The organism is Streptococcus mitis (genome assembly GCF_002096845.1).
GTDB classification, from domain to species: domain Bacteria; phylum Bacillota; class Bacilli; order Lactobacillales; family Streptococcaceae; genus Streptococcus; species Streptococcus mitis_A.
This window is the reverse complement of the sequence record NZ_NCVK01000012.1, coordinates 109466-127309: the sequence shown is the minus strand read 5'-3', so window position 1 is coordinate 127309 and position 17844 is coordinate 109466. Positions and strand designations below refer to the sequence as shown.

The 17844-nt window shown below is 40.9% G+C and carries 19 protein-coding genes; 16 read left to right on the top strand and 3 right to left on the bottom strand.

Going from position 1 to position 17844, the window contains the following annotated elements; genetic code table 11:
- Positions 1-50: 50 nt before the first annotated feature.
- The 4 genes from pabB to B7695_RS04415 all read left to right on the top strand — a co-directional run bounded on the left by pabB (position 51) and on the right by B7695_RS04415 (position 4576).
- Entirely contained in the window at positions 51-1769 is a 1719-nt protein-coding gene (gene pabB, locus B7695_RS04430) for an aminodeoxychorismate synthase component I (protein ID WP_084889951.1), read from the top strand.
- A gap of 108 nt (positions 1770-1877) precedes the next feature.
- A complete protein-coding gene (locus B7695_RS11630) occupies positions 1878-2570 on the top strand; it encodes an N-acetylmuramoyl-L-alanine amidase family protein (protein ID WP_084889949.1) in 693 nt (230 codons plus the stop codon).
- Positions 2571-2681: 111 nt separating this feature from the next.
- Positions 2682-3641, top strand: coding sequence for an ROK family glucokinase (locus tag B7695_RS04420; protein WP_000078563.1), 960 nt, complete (start codon positions 2682-2684; stop codon positions 3639-3641).
- A 95-nt stretch (positions 3642-3736) separates the two neighbouring features.
- The gene (locus B7695_RS04415; protein WP_084852384.1) at positions 3737-4576 is read left to right on the top strand and encodes a thymidylate synthase; all 840 of its coding nucleotides are present in this window, start codon (positions 3737-3739) and stop codon (positions 4574-4576) included.
- A gap of 49 nt (positions 4577-4625) precedes the next feature.
- Here the strand turns inward: B7695_RS04415 and B7695_RS04410 are convergent, their stop codons facing one another.
- Positions 4626-4796, bottom strand: a complete 171-nt coding sequence (locus tag B7695_RS04410; protein WP_001051780.1) for a DUF3042 family protein — start codon at positions 4794-4796, stop codon at positions 4626-4628.
- Positions 4797-4916: 120 nt separating this feature from the next.
- Between B7695_RS04410 and miaA the strand changes: the two genes are divergently transcribed.
- Genes miaA through B7695_RS04385 form a run of 5 tightly spaced genes read left to right on the top strand, consistent with a single transcriptional unit; the run spans position 4917 to position 9368 of the window.
- Entirely contained in the window at positions 4917-5801 is an 885-nt protein-coding gene (miaA, locus tag B7695_RS04405; RefSeq protein WP_084889947.1) for a tRNA (adenosine(37)-N6)-dimethylallyltransferase MiaA, read from the top strand.
- Positions 5794-7032 (top strand): GTPase HflX, encoded by a 1239-nt coding sequence (gene hflX / locus B7695_RS04400; protein ID WP_084889945.1) that lies wholly within the window; start codon positions 5794-5796, stop codon positions 7030-7032. The genes miaA and hflX overlap by 8 nt, the downstream gene beginning before the upstream one ends.
- On the top strand, positions 7025-7648 hold the full coding sequence (locus tag B7695_RS04395; protein ID WP_084889943.1) for a cystathionine beta-lyase: 624 nt from the start codon (positions 7025-7027) through the stop codon (positions 7646-7648). Before hflX ends, B7695_RS04395 begins: the two co-directional genes overlap by 8 nt.
- 14 nt (positions 7649-7662) lie before the next feature.
- The gene (gene rnz, locus B7695_RS04390) at positions 7663-8592 is read left to right on the top strand and encodes a ribonuclease Z (protein WP_084889941.1); all 930 of its coding nucleotides are present in this window, start codon (positions 7663-7665) and stop codon (positions 8590-8592) included.
- 20 nt (positions 8593-8612) lie between these two features.
- Complete coding sequence (locus tag B7695_RS04385) at positions 8613-9368, top strand: SDR family NAD(P)-dependent oxidoreductase (protein WP_084889939.1); 756 nt, start codon at positions 8613-8615, stop codon at positions 9366-9368.
- A 53-nt stretch (positions 9369-9421) separates the two neighbouring features.
- On the opposite strand, the gene B7695_RS04380 is transcribed toward B7695_RS04385, so the two are convergent.
- Positions 9422-10330: a LysR family transcriptional regulator gene (locus B7695_RS04380; protein ID WP_001222592.1), complete on the bottom strand. Its 909-nt coding sequence runs from the start codon at positions 10328-10330 to the stop codon at positions 9422-9424.
- A 708-nt stretch (positions 10331-11038) separates the two neighbouring features.
- On the opposite strand from B7695_RS04380, the gene B7695_RS10775 reads away from it, so the two are divergent.
- The 7 genes from B7695_RS10775 (at position 11039) to B7695_RS04345 (ending at position 16971) form a co-directional block, all read left to right on the top strand.
- On the top strand, positions 11039-11146 hold the full coding sequence (locus B7695_RS10775) for a QVPTGV class sortase B protein-sorting domain-containing protein (protein WP_004256158.1): 108 nt from the start codon (positions 11039-11041) through the stop codon (positions 11144-11146).
- A gap of 130 nt (positions 11147-11276) precedes the next feature.
- The gene (locus B7695_RS04370) at positions 11277-12011 is read left to right on the top strand and encodes an ABC transporter ATP-binding protein (RefSeq protein WP_084889973.1); all 735 of its coding nucleotides are present in this window, start codon (positions 11277-11279) and stop codon (positions 12009-12011) included.
- A 12-nt stretch (positions 12012-12023) separates the two neighbouring features.
- On the top strand, positions 12024-14039 hold the full coding sequence (locus B7695_RS04365) for an FtsX-like permease family protein (protein WP_084889937.1): 2016 nt from the start codon (positions 12024-12026) through the stop codon (positions 14037-14039).
- 80 nt (positions 14040-14119) lie between these two features.
- Positions 14120-15694 (top strand): ATP-binding protein, encoded by a 1575-nt coding sequence (locus tag B7695_RS04360; RefSeq protein WP_084889935.1) that lies wholly within the window; start codon positions 14120-14122, stop codon positions 15692-15694.
- Entirely contained in the window at positions 15675-16271 is a 597-nt protein-coding gene (locus B7695_RS04355; RefSeq protein WP_084889933.1) for a response regulator transcription factor, read from the top strand. The genes B7695_RS04360 and B7695_RS04355 overlap by 20 nt, the downstream gene beginning before the upstream one ends.
- A gap of 47 nt (positions 16272-16318) precedes the next feature.
- Positions 16319-16588 (top strand): YqgQ family protein, encoded by a 270-nt coding sequence (locus tag B7695_RS04350; protein WP_000051782.1) that lies wholly within the window; start codon positions 16319-16321, stop codon positions 16586-16588.
- On the top strand, positions 16588-16971 hold the full coding sequence (locus B7695_RS04345) for a rhodanese-like domain-containing protein (RefSeq protein WP_084889930.1): 384 nt from the start codon (positions 16588-16590) through the stop codon (positions 16969-16971). The genes B7695_RS04350 and B7695_RS04345 overlap by 1 nt, the downstream gene beginning before the upstream one ends.
- 33 nt (positions 16972-17004) lie before the next feature.
- Here B7695_RS04345 and B7695_RS04340 read toward each other — a convergent pair whose 3' ends face one another.
- The gene (locus tag B7695_RS04340; RefSeq protein WP_084889928.1) at positions 17005-17730 is read right to left on the bottom strand and encodes a 16S rRNA pseudouridine(516) synthase; all 726 of its coding nucleotides are present in this window, start codon (positions 17728-17730) and stop codon (positions 17005-17007) included.
- Positions 17731-17844 lie beyond the last annotated feature (114 nt).

The following is a 17844-nucleotide window of genomic DNA, read 5'->3' as shown; positions in this document are numbered from 1 at the left end:
TCATCTGCTTTGCGGATGAGGGTTTTCTTAATTTGTGCTATACTTAAGATATGCATAGAAAAACAGTGATTGATTTTAGGGCTTTTGGGGAGAGATACACCTTTACCCAGCCCATTAAAGAGTTAAAAACAAGAGATTTAGCGGAAGTAACAGTCTTGCTGTCACAAGTGGAAAGCTACCAAGAGCAGGGCTATTATGTGGTGGGCTATGTCAGCTACGAGGCTGCACCTGCTTTTGAGGAGAAATTAGCAGTTCATAAGGCTCCTCTACTGGGAGAGTACCTACTTTACTTTACTGTTCATGATAGCGTAGAAACTTCCCCTATTCCTCTGACTTATGATGAGGTTGATTTGCCTTCAAATTGGCAGGAAGTAACGTCTGCAGTAGACTATGAAAAGGCTATTGCACAGATACATCATTATTTGCGGCAAGGAGACACCTATCAGGTCAACTACACCGTCCAACTCAAGCAAGATTTAAGTGCTAATCCGTTTGCCATTTACAATCGCATGGTGGTAGAGCAGGAGGCGGGCTATAATGCCTATGTGGAACATGACGAGATGGCAGTGATTTCCATGAGTCCAGAACTCTTTTTTGAGCAAAATGACCGTGAATTGACGACGCGACCAATGAAGGGAACGACTCAGCGTGGGGTAACTGACCAAGAAGATCTTGAACAGGCTAGCTGGCTGGAGCAGGATCCTAAAAATCGCTCTGAAAATATGATGATTGTGGATCTCTTGCGCAATGATATGAATCGTATTTCTGAGGTGGGGAGTGAGCATGTGGAGCGTCTCTGCCAAGTGGAACAGTATTCAACTGTTTGGCAGATGACTTCGACTATCAAGAGTCAGTTGCGAGAGGATGTGGACCTTGTTGAAATTTTCCGCTCCCTCTTTCCTTGCGGATCCATAACGGGAGCTCCGAAAATTGCGACTATGGAGATTATCAAGAACTTGGAACCACAACCCAGAGGAGTCTACTGTGGAACCATTGGTCTCTTGCTTCCAAATGGAAGACGGATTTTTAATGTCGCCATTCGGACCATTCAACTGCATCAAGGGAAAGCCATCTATGGAGTAGGCGGAGGCATTACATGGGATAGCACATGGGAATCTGAATACCGCGAGGTTCATCAAAAGGCAGCTGTTCTCTATCGTAAACAAGATCGTTTTCAGCTGATTACTACAGGGAAAATCAGTCAGAAGAACTTGTTGTTTGAAGAACAACATTTGGAAAGGCTGAGAAAAGCTAGTCGGTATTTTGCCTTTCCATTTGATTCAGAAAACTTGAAACAAAAGATAGAGGAAGAGTGTCAGGCTTGTGATGCTAATCAAGATTATCGCTTGCGTATTTCTCTCGACAAGTCTGGAGAGATAGAAGTAGATCGTCAAACCTTAACCCCTCTTAGTCCAAGTTTCTGTCAAGCTCAACTTTGCCTTCAGGAAGCCAATTTGCAACAAGCCTTTACCTACTTCAAAACGACTCACCGACCGCATTTGAGCCTAGGGGAACAAGAGAAGGTTTACCATAATAAGTCTGGAGAGCTACTTGAAACCTCTATCGGAAATTTGGTTCTGAAAATCGATGGGAAACTCTACACACCGCCTATCCGACTGGGAATCTTGCCAGGAATTTATCGTCAGCATTTGCTGGAAACAGGACAGGTAGAAGAGAAAGTCTTGACCTTGGCAGATTTAACCCAAGCAGAAGCTATTTATGGCTGTAATGCAGTGAGAGGCTTGTATGAGTTATTTATTCAAAAATAAGAATCGTAATGAAAAGTTATAAGAACTAGGATTGATTTTTCCTTGAATTGAAGAAATAAATCTGATAAAATAAACATGAAATCGATATCATAATTATGGGAGAAAAAGATGAACAAACGTCTATTTTTTAAAATGAGTTTGGCGACGTTGTCAGTTTTAGCCTTGTTTTCACAACTAGTTTTAGCGGAAGAAAACATCCATTTTTCTAGCTGTAAGGAAGCTTGGGCTAATGGCTATTCAGATATTCATGAGGGAGAACCCGGTTATTCTGCCAAGTTAGACCGTGATCATGATGGTGTGGCTTGTGAATTGAAAAATGCCCCAAAAGGTGCCTTCAAAGCAAAGCAATCAACTGTGGCTCAAACCAATACAAGTTCAGCAACAACAAGTGGCTGGGTTAAGCAGGACGGTGCTTGGTATTACTTTGATGAAAATAGAAATCCAGTGAAAAATGCTTGGCAGGGAAGCTATTACCTGAAAGCAGACGGAAAAATGGCTCAGAGCGAATGGATTTATGATGATTCTTATCAAGCTTGGTATTACTTGAAATCAGATGGATCTTATGCAAAAAATGCATGGCAAGGGGCTTATTACCTTAAATCAAACGGTAAAATGGCACAAGGTGAGTGGGTTTATGATTCTTCTTACCAAGCCTGGTATTACTTGAAATCAGATGGTTCTTATGCTCGCAATGCATGGCAAGGAAACTACTATTTAAAATCAGATGGAAAAATGGCTAAAAATGAGCGAGTTGATGGAGGCCGCTACTACGTAGATGCTTCAGGTCTATGGAAACCATAAGTAAGGATAAAATCTAGAAAGTTAATGCAAACCTTTGCATGATTAACTAAATTTTGTTATACTATATCTGTAAGCATTTTCAATTAATTCATAATGAAAAAGGAGAATATGATGAGTCAAAAGATTATTGGGATTGACCTTGGTGGAACTTCTATCAAATTTGCAATCTTAACAACAGCAGGAGAAATCCAAGAAAAATGGTCTATTAAGACTAATATTTTGGATGAGGGAAGTCATATCGTAGATGATATGATTGAGTCTATTCAACACCGTTTGGACTTGCTTGGATTGGTAGCAGCGGACTTCCAAGGTATTGGAATGGGATCACCAGGTGTGGTTGACCGTGAAAAAGGAACTGTTATCGGTGCCTACAACCTCAACTGGAAAACCCTTCAACCAATCAAAGAGAAGATTGAAAAAGCCTTGGGTATTCCATTTTTCATCGATAATGATGCTAACGTAGCAGCTCTTGGTGAACGTTGGATGGGTGCTGGAGATAACCAACCAGATGTTGTCTTTATGACACTCGGTACAGGTGTTGGTGGCGGTATCGTCGCAGAAGGCAAATTGCTTCATGGTGTTGCTGGTGCAGCAGGTGAGCTTGGCCACATCACTGTTGACTTTGACCAACCAATCGCATGTACCTGTGGTAAAAAAGGCTGTCTTGAGACAGTTGCTTCAGCAACAGGTATTGTCAACTTGACTCGTCGCTATGCCGATGAGTACGAAGGCGATGCAGCCTTGAAACGCTTGATTGATAATGGAGAAGAAGTAACCGCTAAGACTGTCTTTGATCTTGCAAAAGAAGGAGACGACCTTGCTTTGATTGTTTACCGTAACTTCTCACGTTACTTGGGAATCGCTTGTGCTAACATCGGTTCAATCCTCAACCCATCAACAATCGTTATCGGTGGTGGTGTATCAGCTGCGGGAGAATTCCTTCTACAAGGTGTTCAAAAAGTCTATGACGAAAATAGCTTTCCACAAGTACGCACATCCACTAAATTAGCTCTTGCAACTCTAGGAAACGACGCTGGAGTTATCGGAGCAGCATCACTTGTATTGCAGTAAGATAAAAAAGGAGAAAATAGCTTTCCATAAGCGAGTGATTTTCCTCCTTTCTTTTTTATGCTATACTAGTTAGGAAATAAATGAGGTGAGAGAGAATGACAAAAGCAGATACAATTTTTAAAGAGAATATTGAACGAATCCTCAAAGACGGTGTCTTTTCAGAGCAAGCACGTCCTAAGTATAAGGATGGGACAGTTGCCAACTCTAAGTACGTAACGGGTGCCTTTGCAGAGTATGACTTGGCAAAGGGGGAATTCCCCATCACAACCTTGCGTCCTATTGCCATCAAATCCGCCATCAAGGAAGTGCTCTGGATATACCAAGACCAGTCTAATAGCCTAGAAGTTCTCAATGACAAGTATAATGTTCACTATTGGAATGACTGGGAAGTTGGAGATACAGGAACCATTGGTGAGCGCTATGGTGCCGTTGTTAAGAAACACGATATCATCAATAAGATTCTCAAGCAGTTGGAAGCCAACCCTTGGAACCGTCGCAATATCATTTCGCTCTGGGATTACCAAGCTTTCGAAGAAACAGATGGGTTGCTCCCGTGCGCCTTTCAGACTATGTTTGATGTCCGCCGTGTAGATGGAGAAATCTATCTAGATGCGACCTTGACCCAGCGTTCGAACGACATGTTAGTTGCCCACCATATCAACGCTATGCAGTACGTGGCTCTTCAAATGATGATTGCCAAGCATTTTGGCTGGAAGGTTGGGAAGTTCTTCTACTTTATCAACAACCTCCATATCTATGACAATCAATTTGAACAAGCAGAGGAATTGCTTCGTCGGGAGCCGTCAAACTGTCAACCACGTTTGGTCTTGAATGTTCCAGATGGGACCAATTTCTTTGATATCAAAGCAGAAGATTTTGAGTTGGTGGATTATGATCCAGTCAAGCCGCAGTTGAAGTTTGACCTAGCTATTTAAAAGAATAGAAAAAGAAGTTGAGACAATAAATCCCAACTTCTTTTGTTTCTTAACGTGATACGCGGCGACGAGCTGCTTTTTTACGGTTTTCTTCGATGAAAGCTGCTTTTTGTTCTTCTGGTTCGATCACTTTCTTTTTAAATGCGTATACTGCACCTGCAACTGCAGCGACAGTTCCTGCGACACCTGTTACAAGACCTTTAGCGAATCCTTTAGCCATGAGTCTTCCTCCTTTATATTCTCAATCAGCCAGCCTCCTCAAGAGGTCACATTTTTCTGACTGACCTTTTTGTGTTATAATAATAGTAACGAAAAAATGGGAATTTTTCAAGGAAAAAAGATGAAAACTAAAATAATTGTGATTGTTGGACCGACTGCAGTTGGAAAGACGGCTCTAGCCATTGAAGTGGCCAAGCGTTTTAATGGCGAAGTGGTTAGTGGAGATAGCCAGCAAGTCTATCGAGGACTTGATATTGGGACGGCCAAGGCTAGCCCAGAGGAGCAAGCAACTGTTTCTCATCATTTAATCGATGTTAGAGAGATAACCGAGTCTTACTCGGCTTTTGATTTTGTTTCAGAGGCCAAGCTGGCTATTGAGGATATTCACAGTCGTGGCAAGCTAGCCATTATCGCTGGTGGGACTGGACTGTATATCCAGAGCTTGCTAGAAGGTTATCACCTGGGTGGGGAGACTCCCCATGAGGAGATTTTGGCTTATCGAGCTAGCTTGGAGCCCTATACAGATGAGGAGTTAGCCCATCTGGTAGAGCAAGCAGGTCTTGAAATTCCCCAGTTTAATCGTCGTCGTGCGATGCGTGCCTTGGAAATCGCCCATTTTGGTCAGGATTTAGAAAATCAAGAGACCTTGTATGAACCATTGATTATCTGCTTGGATGATGAACGTAGTCAACTTTATGAGCGCATTAATCACCGCGTGGACTTGATGTTTGAAGCTGGGCTTTTGGATGAGGCCAAGTGGCTTTTTGATCATTACCCTGATGTGCAGGCTGCTAAAGGCATTGGCTACAAAGAACTCTTTCCTTATTTCTGTGGAGAGCAGACCTTGGAAGAAGCTAGTGAGAGTCTCAAGCAGGCGACTCGTCGTTTTGCCAAGCGTCAGTTGACCTGGTTCCGTAATCGCATGCAGGTCACCGTTTATCAGATTGGAGAGTCTGGTGTGAAAGACCGCATTTTAAGCCAGATAGAGGAGTTTTTAGATGATTGATACGGAGAAAAAAGAGGAACGAGTCCTGCTCATCGGTGTGGAATTGCAGGGTATGGACAATTTTGACCTCTCCATGGAAGAATTAGCCAGTCTAGCCAAGACAGCTGGTGCAGTCGTTGTAGATAGCTACAGACAAAAACGTGAAAAGTATGATTCCAAGACCTTCGTCGGCTCTGGTAAGTTGGAAGAGATTGCGCTTATGGTGGATGCAGAAGAAATCACCACTGTCATCGTCAACAACCGTCTGACGCCAAGGCAAAATGTCAATTTAGAAGAAGTTCTCGGTGTTAAGGTCATTGACCGTATGCAGTTGATTTTGGATATCTTTGCTATGCGGGCTCGAAGCCATGAAGGGAAGCTCCAAGTCCACCTAGCACAACTCAAGTACCTCTTGCCCCGCTTGGTTGGTCAGGGGATCATGCTCAGCCGTCAGGCAGGGGGAATTGGTTCCCGTGGACCTGGTGAAAGCCAGCTGGAGCTGAACCGTCGTAGCGTTCGCAATCAAATCACGGATATCGAGCGTCAGCTCAAGGTGGTTGAGAAAAATCGGGCGACTGTCAGAGAAAAACGTCTGGAGTCTAGCACCTTTAAGATTGGTCTGATTGGTTACACCAATGCAGGGAAGTCAACTATCATGAACACCTTGACCAGTAAGACCCAGTATGAGGCTGACGAGCTCTTTGCGACTCTGGATGCGACGACTAAGAGTATCCATCTAGGGGGGAATCTCCAAGTAACTTTGACAGATACCGTGGGCTTTATCCAAGATTTGCCGACAGAGTTGGTATCCAGTTTCAAGTCGACCTTGGAAGAAAGCAAGCATGTGGATCTTCTGGTTCATGTTATCGATGCCAGCAATCCTTACCATGAGGAGCATGAAAAAACAGTCCTGTCCATCATGAAAGACCTGGACATGGAAGATATTCCTCGCTTGACCCTTTATAATAAAGCGGATTTGGTGGAGGATTTCACGCCTACCCAAACGCCCTATGCCCTCATTTCTGCCAAGGCTGAGGATAGTCGTGAGAATTTGCAGGCACTATTTTTAGAGAAAATCAAGGAGATTTTTGAATCCTTTACCCTGCGCGTGCCTTTTTCTAAGTCCTACAAGATTCATGATTTAGAAAGTGTTGCGATTCTTGAAGATCGTGACTACCAAGATGATGGAGAAGTGATTAGAGGCTACATTTCTGAGAAAAACAAATGGAGGTTAGAGGAATTTTATGACTGATATTAAAATGTTGGCTCTAAAATATGGGGGTTATACAAGTCTGGATAAGGTCTATCTGGATCAACTTCTAGCTGGCAAGACAGAGCAGGAGCAGTTGGCACTAATCACTCCTCCGCCTAGCGTGGTCAATGCTTACTTTGCAGAACTCTACCAGAAAAAAAATCCTGAGGCTGCGACGGATTATTTTGCGGAACTCAGTCAGGAACTGAATCTTTACAATGATGAGCCAAGTTTCACCCTAGAAAATAAGCCTTTTATTCGGCTTAATCTGTCTGGTAAATCATTTGGTTTTTGTTATGAGAGTGAGGAGATCGGTCGGATTTTCTCTGAAAATGAAGAGGTTATTTCAGAAGACTTGCTCTTTGAGATTGCGCAAATTTTTCCCCATCAGCTAGTCTTTGAGGAGTCTGGCAAGATTTATATGAAGGCTGTCGGGGACGAGGAAGTTGTTAGCGTGGAAAATATCACAGCTTTGACAGATTTAGAAATCTTAGCAGATGGTCGCAAGCGTCTCAAAGGCTACAGCCAAGAGGATTTACTGCAAGAAGCTTCTGCTTTTTCTGGCAAGCGCTATTTCCGATCGGAAAACCGCACAGCCATGTTATATATTGATTAATTAGAAAGTATCGAATGGATATTCAATTTTTAGGAACGGGGGCTGGTCAGCCCTCTAAAGCCCGCAACGTTTCAAGTCTTGCCCTGAAACTCTTGGACGAGATTAACGAAGTTTGGCTCTTTGACTGTGGAGAAGGTACGCAAAATCGCATTCTTGAAACCACAATTCGACCACGTAAGGTCAGCAAAATCTTTATCACTCACTTGCACGGAGACCACATTTTTGGCTTGCCAGGATTCCTTTCTAGCCGTGCCTTTCAGGCCAATGAAGAGCAGACAGATTTGGAAATCTATGGACCGCAAGGGATTAAGTCCTTTGTCTTAACCAGCCTTCGTGTGTCAGGTTCGCGCCTGCCTTACCGTATTCATTTTCATGAGTTTGACCAAGATTCTCTAGGTAAAATCCTTGAAACCGATAAATTCACTGTGTATGCAGAGGAGTTGGATCACACTATTTTCTGTGTTGGTTATCGTGTCATGCAAAAGGACCTTGAAGGAACGCTGGATGCTGAAAAACTCAAGGAGGCAGGTGTCCCATTTGGCCCACTTTTTGGGAAAATCAAAAACGGTCAGGATGTTGTTTTGGAAGACGGAACTGAAATCAAGGCAGCAGACTATATCTCAGCTCCACGTCCAGGTAAGATTATCACTATTTTAGGAGACACTCGAAAAACGGATGCCAGTGTGCGTCTAGCTGTTAATGCCGATGTCCTTGTCCATGAATCGACTTATGGCAAGGGTGATGAAAAAATTGCTCGTAACCATGGCCACTCAACCAACATGCAGGCAGCGGAGGTAGCGGTAGAAGCAGGTGCCAAACGCCTCTTGCTCAACCACATCAGTGCTCGTTTTCTCTCAAAAGATATCAGCAAGCTCAAGAAAGATGCGGCAACGATTTTTGAAAACGTCCATGTGGTCAAAGACTTGGAGGAAGTGGAAATCTAGCAGTCACAGAAAGGATAAGTATGTCTACTATTCTCATTACCGGAGCTAGCGGTGGCCTAGCCCAAGAGATGGTCAAACTCCTGCCAAATGACCAGCTCATCTTACTTGGTAGAAATAAGGAAAAATTAGCCCAGCTCTACGGAAATCATTCCCATGCAGAATTGATGGAAATCGATATTACCGATGATTCAGCCTTAGAAACTCTGGTAACTGACCTCTATCTCCGCTATGGCAAGATTGATGTTTTGATAAACAACGCTGGTTACGGGATTTTTGAGGAATTTGACCAGATTTCCGACCAAGATATTCATCAGATGTTTGAGGTCAATACCTTTGCCCTAATGAATCTGTCTCGTCGCCTTGCGGCTCGAATGAAGGAAAGTCGAAAAGGCCATATCATCAATATTGTTAGCATGGCTGGTTTGATTGCTACTGGCAAGTCTAGTCTCTACTCAGCGACCAAGTTTGCGGCTATTGGTTTTTCAAATGCTTTGCGCCTAGAACTCATGTCCTACGGTGTTTATGTAACGACGGTTAATCCAGGACCAATCCGAACAGGATTTTTTGACCAGGCCGATCCAGATGGCATCTATCTTAAGTCGGTTGAACGCTTCCTGCTAGAACCAGATGCTGTCGCGCAAAAGATTATCAAGATTATAGGAAAAAACAAACGCGAGCTCAATCTCCCAATCTTGCTGCACCTAGCCCATAAGTTTTACACCCTCTTTCCCAAGCTAGCAGATAAGTTGGCTGGAGAAACCTTTAATTATAAGTAAAAAGAACCAATGTGCAGGTTGTTGCTAGCCTACATATTGGTTCTTATCATTTCTCAACTATCAAACTGGACTTCTTCTAGTAGATAGTCGATAAAGCGTTCGCCCATCTTAGATAGGCTGGTTTTCTCATGCTGGATATAGACCAGCTCAATGGGGTCATCAATGTCCAGTGGGATAGAAACGATATTGTCTCCATTGAGATTACTGTTCAAAATCCCTGTCGCAATGGTATAACCATCCAAACCAATCAAAAGATTAAAGAGGGTGGCACGGTCACTAACCACGATGGATTTTTTGTGGTGTTCTTGGGAAAGAATCTCTTCTGAAAAGTAGAAGGAGTTGTGCGTCCCTTGGTCATAGCTGAGATAAGGGAAGTTTTCCAAATCAGATAGTTTGACCTTGTCTTTTTTTGCCAGAGGGTTGGTCTTGCTGACAAAGATATGCGGTTGCGCTGTGAAGAGATGGTGAGCCAGCAGGTGATTGTCATCCAGCATCTTGGTTAAAACATCACGGTTGTAGCTGTTCAAAAATAGGACACCGACCTCACTACGGAAGTTCTTGACGTCGTCGATAATTTCCCAAGTTCGAGTTTCACGAAGGAAGAGCTCGTATTTTTCCATATCGCTTTTCTTGAGCAGAGAGACGAAAGCGTTGACTACAAAGGCATAGTGTTGAGACGAAACGCTAAAGAGTTCGCGGTGAGCGACAGGATTTTTATAACGTTCCTCCAGAAGCTGGGTCTGCTCGACAACCTGACGGGCATAAGAGAGAAACTCCATCCCATCACGGGTCAAGGTGATTCCCTTAGGATTACGAATAAAGATTTCAATGCCCATTTCATTTTCCAAATCTCTCACAGCATTGGAAAGACTCGGCTGAGTGATAAAGAGTTGCTTAGCTGCCTCATTCATGGAGCCAGTTTCGACGATTTTGATAATATAGTGTAATTGTTGAATTCTCATGTTTTTATTGTACCACACTTGCGTCAGAATCGCCAAAGAAGATAGGAAAATCAGGGGGAGTATGTGAGTCTCTGTAAAGTAGTTAAGAAGAAACTTCTAAATCATTTAGTAAATAAGATTAAAAATTTTTCTCGAAAATAAGAAACTTGCACGATTTACTCATTACTTAGCCAATACTAGAGTTTATACTAGTTATTGTAAAGATGATCATCCAAAAGAAGGAAGGAGGCAACCTTATGGCTAAAAATACAAATCGTTTAGAAATTGATTCTCTAAGTTTTGAGGTTGAAAACCAAGAACTTTCTGGGAAATCAGAAGCTAGTGGTATACAGCTTTTAAAATGACAGTAGCAGGTCTCTGTGGATTGTATTTCACCTATTCCTATGAGTGTACGAGAAATAATGTTCGTTGTTAGATAAAACAAAAGGAAAATTCTAGTGTTTTATTACAAAATATTGACAACATTTTGATTTGGTGTTATATTTACGGGGAGAAATACAAATAGAACAAGGCAACTTTGAGATTGATTCTTTGGATTGTGGAAATTAATAGCCAAGAATTGGATGGAAAATCTGCTGCTGAGTAGGGTACGGCTGTTAGATTAACAGCACAGGGGCGCTGTGGTTGGTGATTTACATATTCTTATGAATGTATTTCGCCAAACGTGCGCTGTGGATAAAACTCTCTATTTTTTGACAGGAGGATAAAATGGAAGGAATTATTGGAACACTAGAATTCTATGCACCTGTACTGGTCTTAGGAGTTGTTGTCATAGGTATTGTTTACTTTATGAAAAAAAGAAACGATCGCAAATAATCAACATCGACCGATACCTGAAAAAGGCATCGGTTTTTTTTAACTTGAATATATTGCACAAAATACTCATGGAAAACCTTGAAAGAAACCGTATAATGAGAGAGTAATAAAGAAACGGAGGAATGAAATGATGAAACAGCTTATTGTGACAGGATTAACGAAAACATTTGGTCAAGGGGATAATATCGTTCATGCTTTATCAGATGTGAACTTGTCCGTTGAAAAAGGTGAATTTCTGGCAATTATGGGGGCTAGTGGTAGTGGAAAAACAACACTTCTCAACTGTATTTCAACGATTGATAAACCAACATCAGGTGAGATTCGATTTGAAGATTTTGACATCATCCATGCCAAGGAAAATGAACTAGCTGACTATCGTGCTAAAAATATTTCCTATATTTTCCAAGCTTACAACTTGGTGGAAACCTTGACGGTCTATGAAAATATCGTTCTACCTCTTCAAATTCAGGGGAAAAATATCAAAAAACATCAGGATAAGATTGAGGAAATTCTGAATAAGTTGGCCATCCAAAACTTAAAAGATAAGTTTCCTAATCAGTTATCAGGTGGTCAGCGACAACGCGTGGCAACTGCTAGAGCCTTGATTGATGATTCTAAACTGATTATTGCAGATGAGCCGACAGGAGCCTTGGACTCTGCCAATTCTGAAAAACTGATGGCGCTTTTGCAGGAAATCAATAAAAGTTTTGGTATTACCATTTTACTGGTTACGCATGACCCTGCCGCAGCCAAGTACTCTTCACGGATGGTGCTACTTAGCGATGGAAAGATTCTGGATGATTTGGAACGTAACAGCTTATCTAATGAACAGTATTTGCAAGAGATTTACAGCCGTACCAGATAGGAGGGGGAGAGTATGTATCCAAAATTGATTTTACGAAATGTATTTCGAAATTTACAGACCTATACCATCTATTTTTTCAGTCTGACCTTGATTTATAGCTTGCTCTATGCTTTTAATGCTTTACCAAGCCATCCAGTGATGCAAAGTTTATCAGGAGCAAAGGAAATGTTGACGACGGTGATGAGTCAGTACATGGGCTTGCTTTCCTATCTGATTCTATCGGCGATTGCCTTTCTCGTCGTTTATTCCACAAACTTTGTCCTGGGACGGCGCAAGAAAGAGCTGGGACTTTATGCAACGCTGGGAATGAAGAAGAAGCAGATTATCCGTACCCTGTTCTTTGAAACCATGCTGGTCAATATCTTTTCCTTGATTCTAGGTTTCTTGCTTGGAGTGATCTTACTGGTCATTCTAGCTAAGATTGCATCAGAGTTTTTTATGGCCAATTACTTTGGTAGTCTGCTTTTCTTTGATAGCAAGTCTGTCATCTTACTAGTTTATTCCTATTTGGTAACCAGTTTTATTGTTGGTGTCATGGACATTCTTACCTTTAGAAAGCAAAATATCATTGCACTCATTCAAGAAAATGGGGTCAAGAAATCTGTCTTGGCAAAAGGCAAGCCAGTTCTTCAAGCACTTCTCTTTATTCTTTCGACAGCTGTTATCGGTTTTGGTGCTCTCTATTTTTCAGACTATCACCATCTATCACTCTTGAAAAGTTGGGGTATCTTGCTGGTATCTGTCTTCGTGATTTTTGTGATTTTGTTTTACAATACCTTGAGCCATTTTATCTTGGTCTCTCTTAGAAAACTGCCTCAAACCTACTATAATAAACTAAACACTTTTAAAATTCGTCAATTTTCAAAACAAGCTGATAGTAATTCGGTCACGTTGGCTGTCTTATCCTTGACCTTGACACTGGCTCTCAGCTTACTAATTTTTAGTGGTAGTGCCTATACGACTATGAACCGAGAGCTGAACAAATACTCACCTTATGATGTAACTGTCAATCTCTACCGTGGTAAAGAGTTTCAATTTTCTCAGGAATCTGTCAAAGACAGATTGAAAGCCGATGGCTTTGACTTTAATGTCATCAAAGAGGAGTACAGCTATCCTAGCTATTCTAGTGATGTAATCTATAAAGATTTGATTGATACCAGCAATCTCTGGGAGCATGATAAGAAACTTCCTGAATCAAAAGTACCGATTTTAGGAATTTCTGCCTACAATCATCTCCGCAAACTGCAAGGTGAAAGAGAGGTTGACTTGTCAGAAGACCAATTTCTAGTCAATGCCAATTATAAAGGAACTGCCAAGCAGATTCAGGAATTTCTATCAACGACCAAAACCCTCATGATTAACGGTCATTCTCTCAACCTTGCCTCTTCAAAGCAACTTGAAACAGTTTACTTTTTATCTTCAGTAGGTCTAAATGACGCAGGAACCTTGATTGTACCAGATAAGGTAGTAGTTGGATTGACTGAAGACCACACGACCTATGTTGCCAATTTCAAGGAAAACATTGACAAACGGGAAGTAGAAACATTCTTGAGTCAGTGGATTGAAAAATACTACTTCACTCGTGATGGAGCAGAGTTGAATTCGTTCACCTATCAAACGAAAGGAAGTATTTTTGAGATTTACCTTGGATTTATGGGCGTCATTGTCTTTGTCATGATTTTTGTCAGTGTTATTTTTATCATTATTTCCCTCAGTATCTTGTCCCTTCAAACTTCAACAAGTGCTTTGGATAGTGTAAATGATTATCAAATCTTATACCTTCTTGGGAATAAGAGGAAGCAAAATCGTACTATTCTTTTGCAACAGATTCTAAGTTATTTCTTGGTTCCGCTGGTCATCGCAGGTCCGCTAGCATTTGCCTTGAGTACCGCTCTTTTGGGCTATTTTGAGAATTTCGCTAATACCAGCATTTCTATTGATATCACCTATCTGGGAGTAGCGGTTTTACTCTTTGTCCTTTACCTGCTAGTGACTTACAGAGTAAGTTGGCAAATTATTGAAAATTAAGTCAAATACCAGAGTTGCCTATCCGACAATTCTGGTATTGTGTTATAATGATATTAAAGTAGTTCAGGAAGTGGATACATATGAAACAGTTTGTCAAATCGCTCTCGAAAAACTCACTTTTATTGTGGTGGTTGACGATTTTTAATCATCTAGCTTTAATGATTTATATTTATTATAGGACTCCTCTGGACTTTTCGACAGATTTTTCCTTGCAGATGGTTTTATTGCTGCTTATTGCTTTAATTGTATTTAGCTATATTTGTAATATTGTGACTTTTCGGTATAGTGAGTTGAAACTTTGGTTGCTCCTGATGATGTTTCTCATTAGCTGGCAATCCATATTTAATCAAGGAGTTGTGAGCACCCTGTTGCACTTTTTTGATATTCTTCATCCGCTCAACTCTTTTTTATTGGTGTATAGTTCTCTGTCTATTATCTTTCTGGGAGAGAAAATAGGAGAAGAACTGTTGAGTGTGTCCTTTGTGTTGACACTAATCACCATTAGTTCGTATCTGTTAAGTCCTTCAATTTTTCTATTTCTGTCCTTGTTTGCGTCTTTCTTTTTAAACCTTGTTCCCTTGATTTTACTGATTTTATATCATAAAGAGTTGAAAAGTAAACTCAAGTATCAGAGACGAAATTTGTGGATATTAGCTTTAATATTGCCTCTTTCTTATTTCTTTTTGTATATCAATACGAGGGGCTCAGGAGTGATGAACCTAGTCTGGTATCTTGAGATTATTGGAATACTTGCTTTTTTGCATCTCAAAACAATTATTAACTCTCTTCAGAAAAAGGTAGTAGAGTTGAAGTTGTCCTATATAAAAGCTTTTTCACGCTTGTTTTTACTGGTTATGTTTTTGTTAGTAGGCATTTTCATCATCTTTCGTCTAGACTTAAACACGAGCTTTTTGGTATTGAATATCATGTTACTATTGTTCGGGATTTGTTCGGAAGAATTGATTCGCCTCTTTCGTTCTGCTGAAATGCTAGATGCTAGGTATTATGTAAAAGTTCTCTTTTTAAAGCGTAACCGTATGGTGAAAAGTCTGCTGGCAAATGAAGATACAGAACAACAGTTCTCGGAATTTCTTCACAATGAAATCCTGCAAAATGTGATGGCAATAAAAAATTTCAATAAATATAGTAGCAATCAAGCTTTTGGTGAACAGATCAATCTGGTGACAGAGGAGTTGGTTCAACGGATTCGTGAGCGGATGGATTATTATCAGCAAATGGTAGAAACAGACGAGCAGTTAGACATCCAGTATCAAGAGCTGATTAATCGGATTGTCAAGCGCTATCACGCAGAAAATGAAGTCGTCACACAGTTTCCTGTCCACTTTAGGCTTTTATCTCCTTACGATAAAATTGCCTATCGTCTGGTTGAGGAATTGGCGACCAATGCCGTTAAGTACGCTAGTGGTGGAAGGATTTCTTTGAAGATTGATGTGCATGATGACACTATTTTTATCATTTCTGAAAATAACTGCATTCAAACAGAAAAATCCTTAGGTTATGGCTTGAAAAATATGTCTAATAAAATTAGTGTTTTAGGTGGTCAAATGCAGATTTTTGAAAATAATAAGAGATTTCGTGTAGAAATTACTCTCCCGATTGATAAGGAGTTGTGTTATGAAAATTTTGTTAATTGATGATCATAAATTATTTAGCCAAAGTATCAAGATGATTTTAGAGTTATCGGAAAACATTAAAAAGGTCCAGTTAGTAGATAATTTTTCGACTATTTCGGAGATTGCTTTTAATGACTACGACATTATTTTGATTGATATCAACCTGACGAGTCTGTATCAAGATGATGGGCTGATCTTGGCACAAGAGATTATCGACAATGGTTGTACTAGTAAGGTTGTGATTTTGACAGGTTACAGTAAAAAAATGTATGAACACCGAGCTAAAGCTATGGGAGCTTATGGCTTTCTAGATAAAAGTATGGACCCAGATGAGTTGGTGAAAAAACTGGAAAAGATTTATCTAGGTGGTAAGGTCTTTTCAGATGAAGTGATGGTAGAGGTGCTAACACCACGAGAAATCGAGATACTAGAACTGGTTAGAAATGGCTTGACCATTGATGATGTCTGTGACAAGGTCTATGTGAGTAAACGTACAGTTTCTAATCACTTGGCCAATATCTTTTCAAAATTAGGAGTGGCTAACAGGCAGGAGGCGATTCACATCGCTGAGCAGTTGGGATATTTCCCACCAGATTAAAAAGTTGCAGAAGATGCAGCTTTTTTAATTTCTGTGCTACTTCTTGTGTGAGTCTCTTCTTGAAAAAAAGACAAAATTTTGCTAGAATGAGTCTTATGAAAACATTCTATGATGTGCAGCAATTCCTCAAACGATTTGGTATTATTGTTTACATGGGAAAACGCTTATATGATATTGAACTGATGAAGTTGGAGCTCTCTCGAATTTACGATGCAGGGTTGATGGACAAATTAGACTATCTAGAAGCAGAAGCGGTTCTTCGCAGAGAGCACAAGGTAGAATTGGATTATATTGAGAAAAATGGAGAAAAGAACTAATGGTTACTTGGATTTTGTGGGCACTTATACTAGCAATGTTGGCATGGATGGGCTTTAACTATCTTCGTATTCGCCGTGCGGCTAAAATCGTAGACAATGAGGAGTTTGAAGCCTTGATTCGTACAGGTCAATTGATTGATTTGCGTGATCCAGCAGAATTCCACAGAAAACATATCCTTGGTGCCCGCAATATTCCTTCAAGTCAGTTGAAGACTAGTCTTGCAGCCCTGCGTAAAGACAAACCTGTCCTTCTCTACGAAAACCAACGTGCGCAACGTGTCACAAATGCGGCCCTTTACTTGAAAAAACAAGGTTTTACTGAGATTTATATCCTTTCTTATGGTTTGGATTCTTGGAAAGGGAAAGTCAAAGTTGAGAAATAAGAAAATGAGCTTGGATATTTCCGAGCTCATTTTTTAACCACTTTTTCTGAGAAATTCATGAATGCTTGCCAATTCTTCTGAGTTTAGGGGACGATAGTCTCCTGCTTGAAGATTCTCATCCAAGCTCCAAGGCCCGAAATGGGTGCGTTTGAGGGAGGTCACCTTGACACCAACTGAGAGGAACATTTTCTTGACCTGATGAAATTTTCCTTCTGAAATGGTGATGGAGGCTTGACTAAGGGAAGGACTTGCAGATAGAATTTTTAGCCTTGCAGGTTTACAGACAGTGCCATCTAAAAAGATAATTCCTTTTTGAAAGGCTTGGATATGGTCAGGTGTTAGAAGTCCATTGACCTCAACTCGATAAGTTTTATCGACATGATATTGGGGATGGAGGAGCTGAAAGCCTAAGGGACCGTTATCGGTCAAGAGGAGGAGCCCTGTCGTATCTCGGTCCAGTCGGCCGACGGCATAGAGCTTGTCAGACTGGATGTCAGGTGACAGCAGGTCCATGACAGTTGGAAGTTTCTTGTCTTTGTTGGCTGTAACGACACCATTAGGCTTATGAAGCATAAGATAGGTGTGCTCATAGCCTTGAATGATTTGGCCCCGAAAGAGGAGCTCCTGTAGTCCTGTATCGATATTTTGAGCTAGGGAGCGGGCTGGGCAACCATCGACGAGAATGTCCCCTTTGAGTAAGGCTTGTTTCATGGCCTTTCGGCTGATTTTTTCTTGGGCTAATAAATTATCTAAACGCATACTGTGCTTATCTTATCATAAGTCGCTTGCTTTGAAAAGTCTTGATAGGAAAAGAAAAGCTTCGTGAAAACATTTACACTTGCTTGAATTATGTTATTTACTTGAAATTATGGT

Bases quoted from the DNA above. Each gene is read 5' to 3' on its own strand.
- pabB (WP_084889951.1), top strand. From the start codon at position 51: ATGCATAGAAAAACAGTGATTGATTTTAGGGCTTTTGGGGAGAGATAC.
- B7695_RS11630 (WP_084889949.1), top strand. From the start codon at position 1,878: ATGAACAAACGTCTATTTTTTAAAATGAGTTTGGCGACGTTGTCAGTT.
- B7695_RS04420 (WP_000078563.1), top strand. From the start codon at position 2,682: ATGAGTCAAAAGATTATTGGGATTGACCTTGGTGGAACTTCTATCAAA.
- B7695_RS04415 (WP_084852384.1), top strand. From the start codon at position 3,737: ATGACAAAAGCAGATACAATTTTTAAAGAGAATATTGAACGAATCCTC.
- B7695_RS04410 (WP_001051780.1), bottom strand. From the start codon at position 4,796: ATGGCTAAAGGATTCGCTAAAGGTCTTGTAACAGGTGTCGCAGGAACT.
- miaA (WP_084889947.1), top strand. From the start codon at position 4,917: ATGAAAACTAAAATAATTGTGATTGTTGGACCGACTGCAGTTGGAAAG.
- hflX (WP_084889945.1), top strand. From the start codon at position 5,794: ATGATTGATACGGAGAAAAAAGAGGAACGAGTCCTGCTCATCGGTGTG.
- B7695_RS04395 (WP_084889943.1), top strand. From the start codon at position 7,025: ATGACTGATATTAAAATGTTGGCTCTAAAATATGGGGGTTATACAAGT.
- rnz (WP_084889941.1), top strand. From the start codon at position 7,663: ATGGATATTCAATTTTTAGGAACGGGGGCTGGTCAGCCCTCTAAAGCC.
- B7695_RS04385 (WP_084889939.1), top strand. From the start codon at position 8,613: ATGTCTACTATTCTCATTACCGGAGCTAGCGGTGGCCTAGCCCAAGAG.
- B7695_RS04380 (WP_001222592.1), bottom strand. From the start codon at position 10,330: ATGAGAATTCAACAATTACACTATATTATCAAAATCGTCGAAACTGGC.
- B7695_RS10775 (WP_004256158.1), top strand. From the start codon at position 11,039: ATGGAAGGAATTATTGGAACACTAGAATTCTATGCACCTGTACTGGTC.
- B7695_RS04370 (WP_084889973.1), top strand. From the start codon at position 11,277: ATGAAACAGCTTATTGTGACAGGATTAACGAAAACATTTGGTCAAGGG.
- B7695_RS04365 (WP_084889937.1), top strand. From the start codon at position 12,024: ATGTATCCAAAATTGATTTTACGAAATGTATTTCGAAATTTACAGACC.
- B7695_RS04360 (WP_084889935.1), top strand. From the start codon at position 14,120: ATGAAACAGTTTGTCAAATCGCTCTCGAAAAACTCACTTTTATTGTGG.
- B7695_RS04355 (WP_084889933.1), top strand. From the start codon at position 15,675: ATGAAAATTTTGTTAATTGATGATCATAAATTATTTAGCCAAAGTATC.
- B7695_RS04345 (WP_084889930.1), top strand. From the start codon at position 16,588: ATGGTTACTTGGATTTTGTGGGCACTTATACTAGCAATGTTGGCATGG.
- B7695_RS04340 (WP_084889928.1), bottom strand. From the start codon at position 17,730: ATGCGTTTAGATAATTTATTAGCCCAAGAAAAAATCAGCCGAAAGGCC.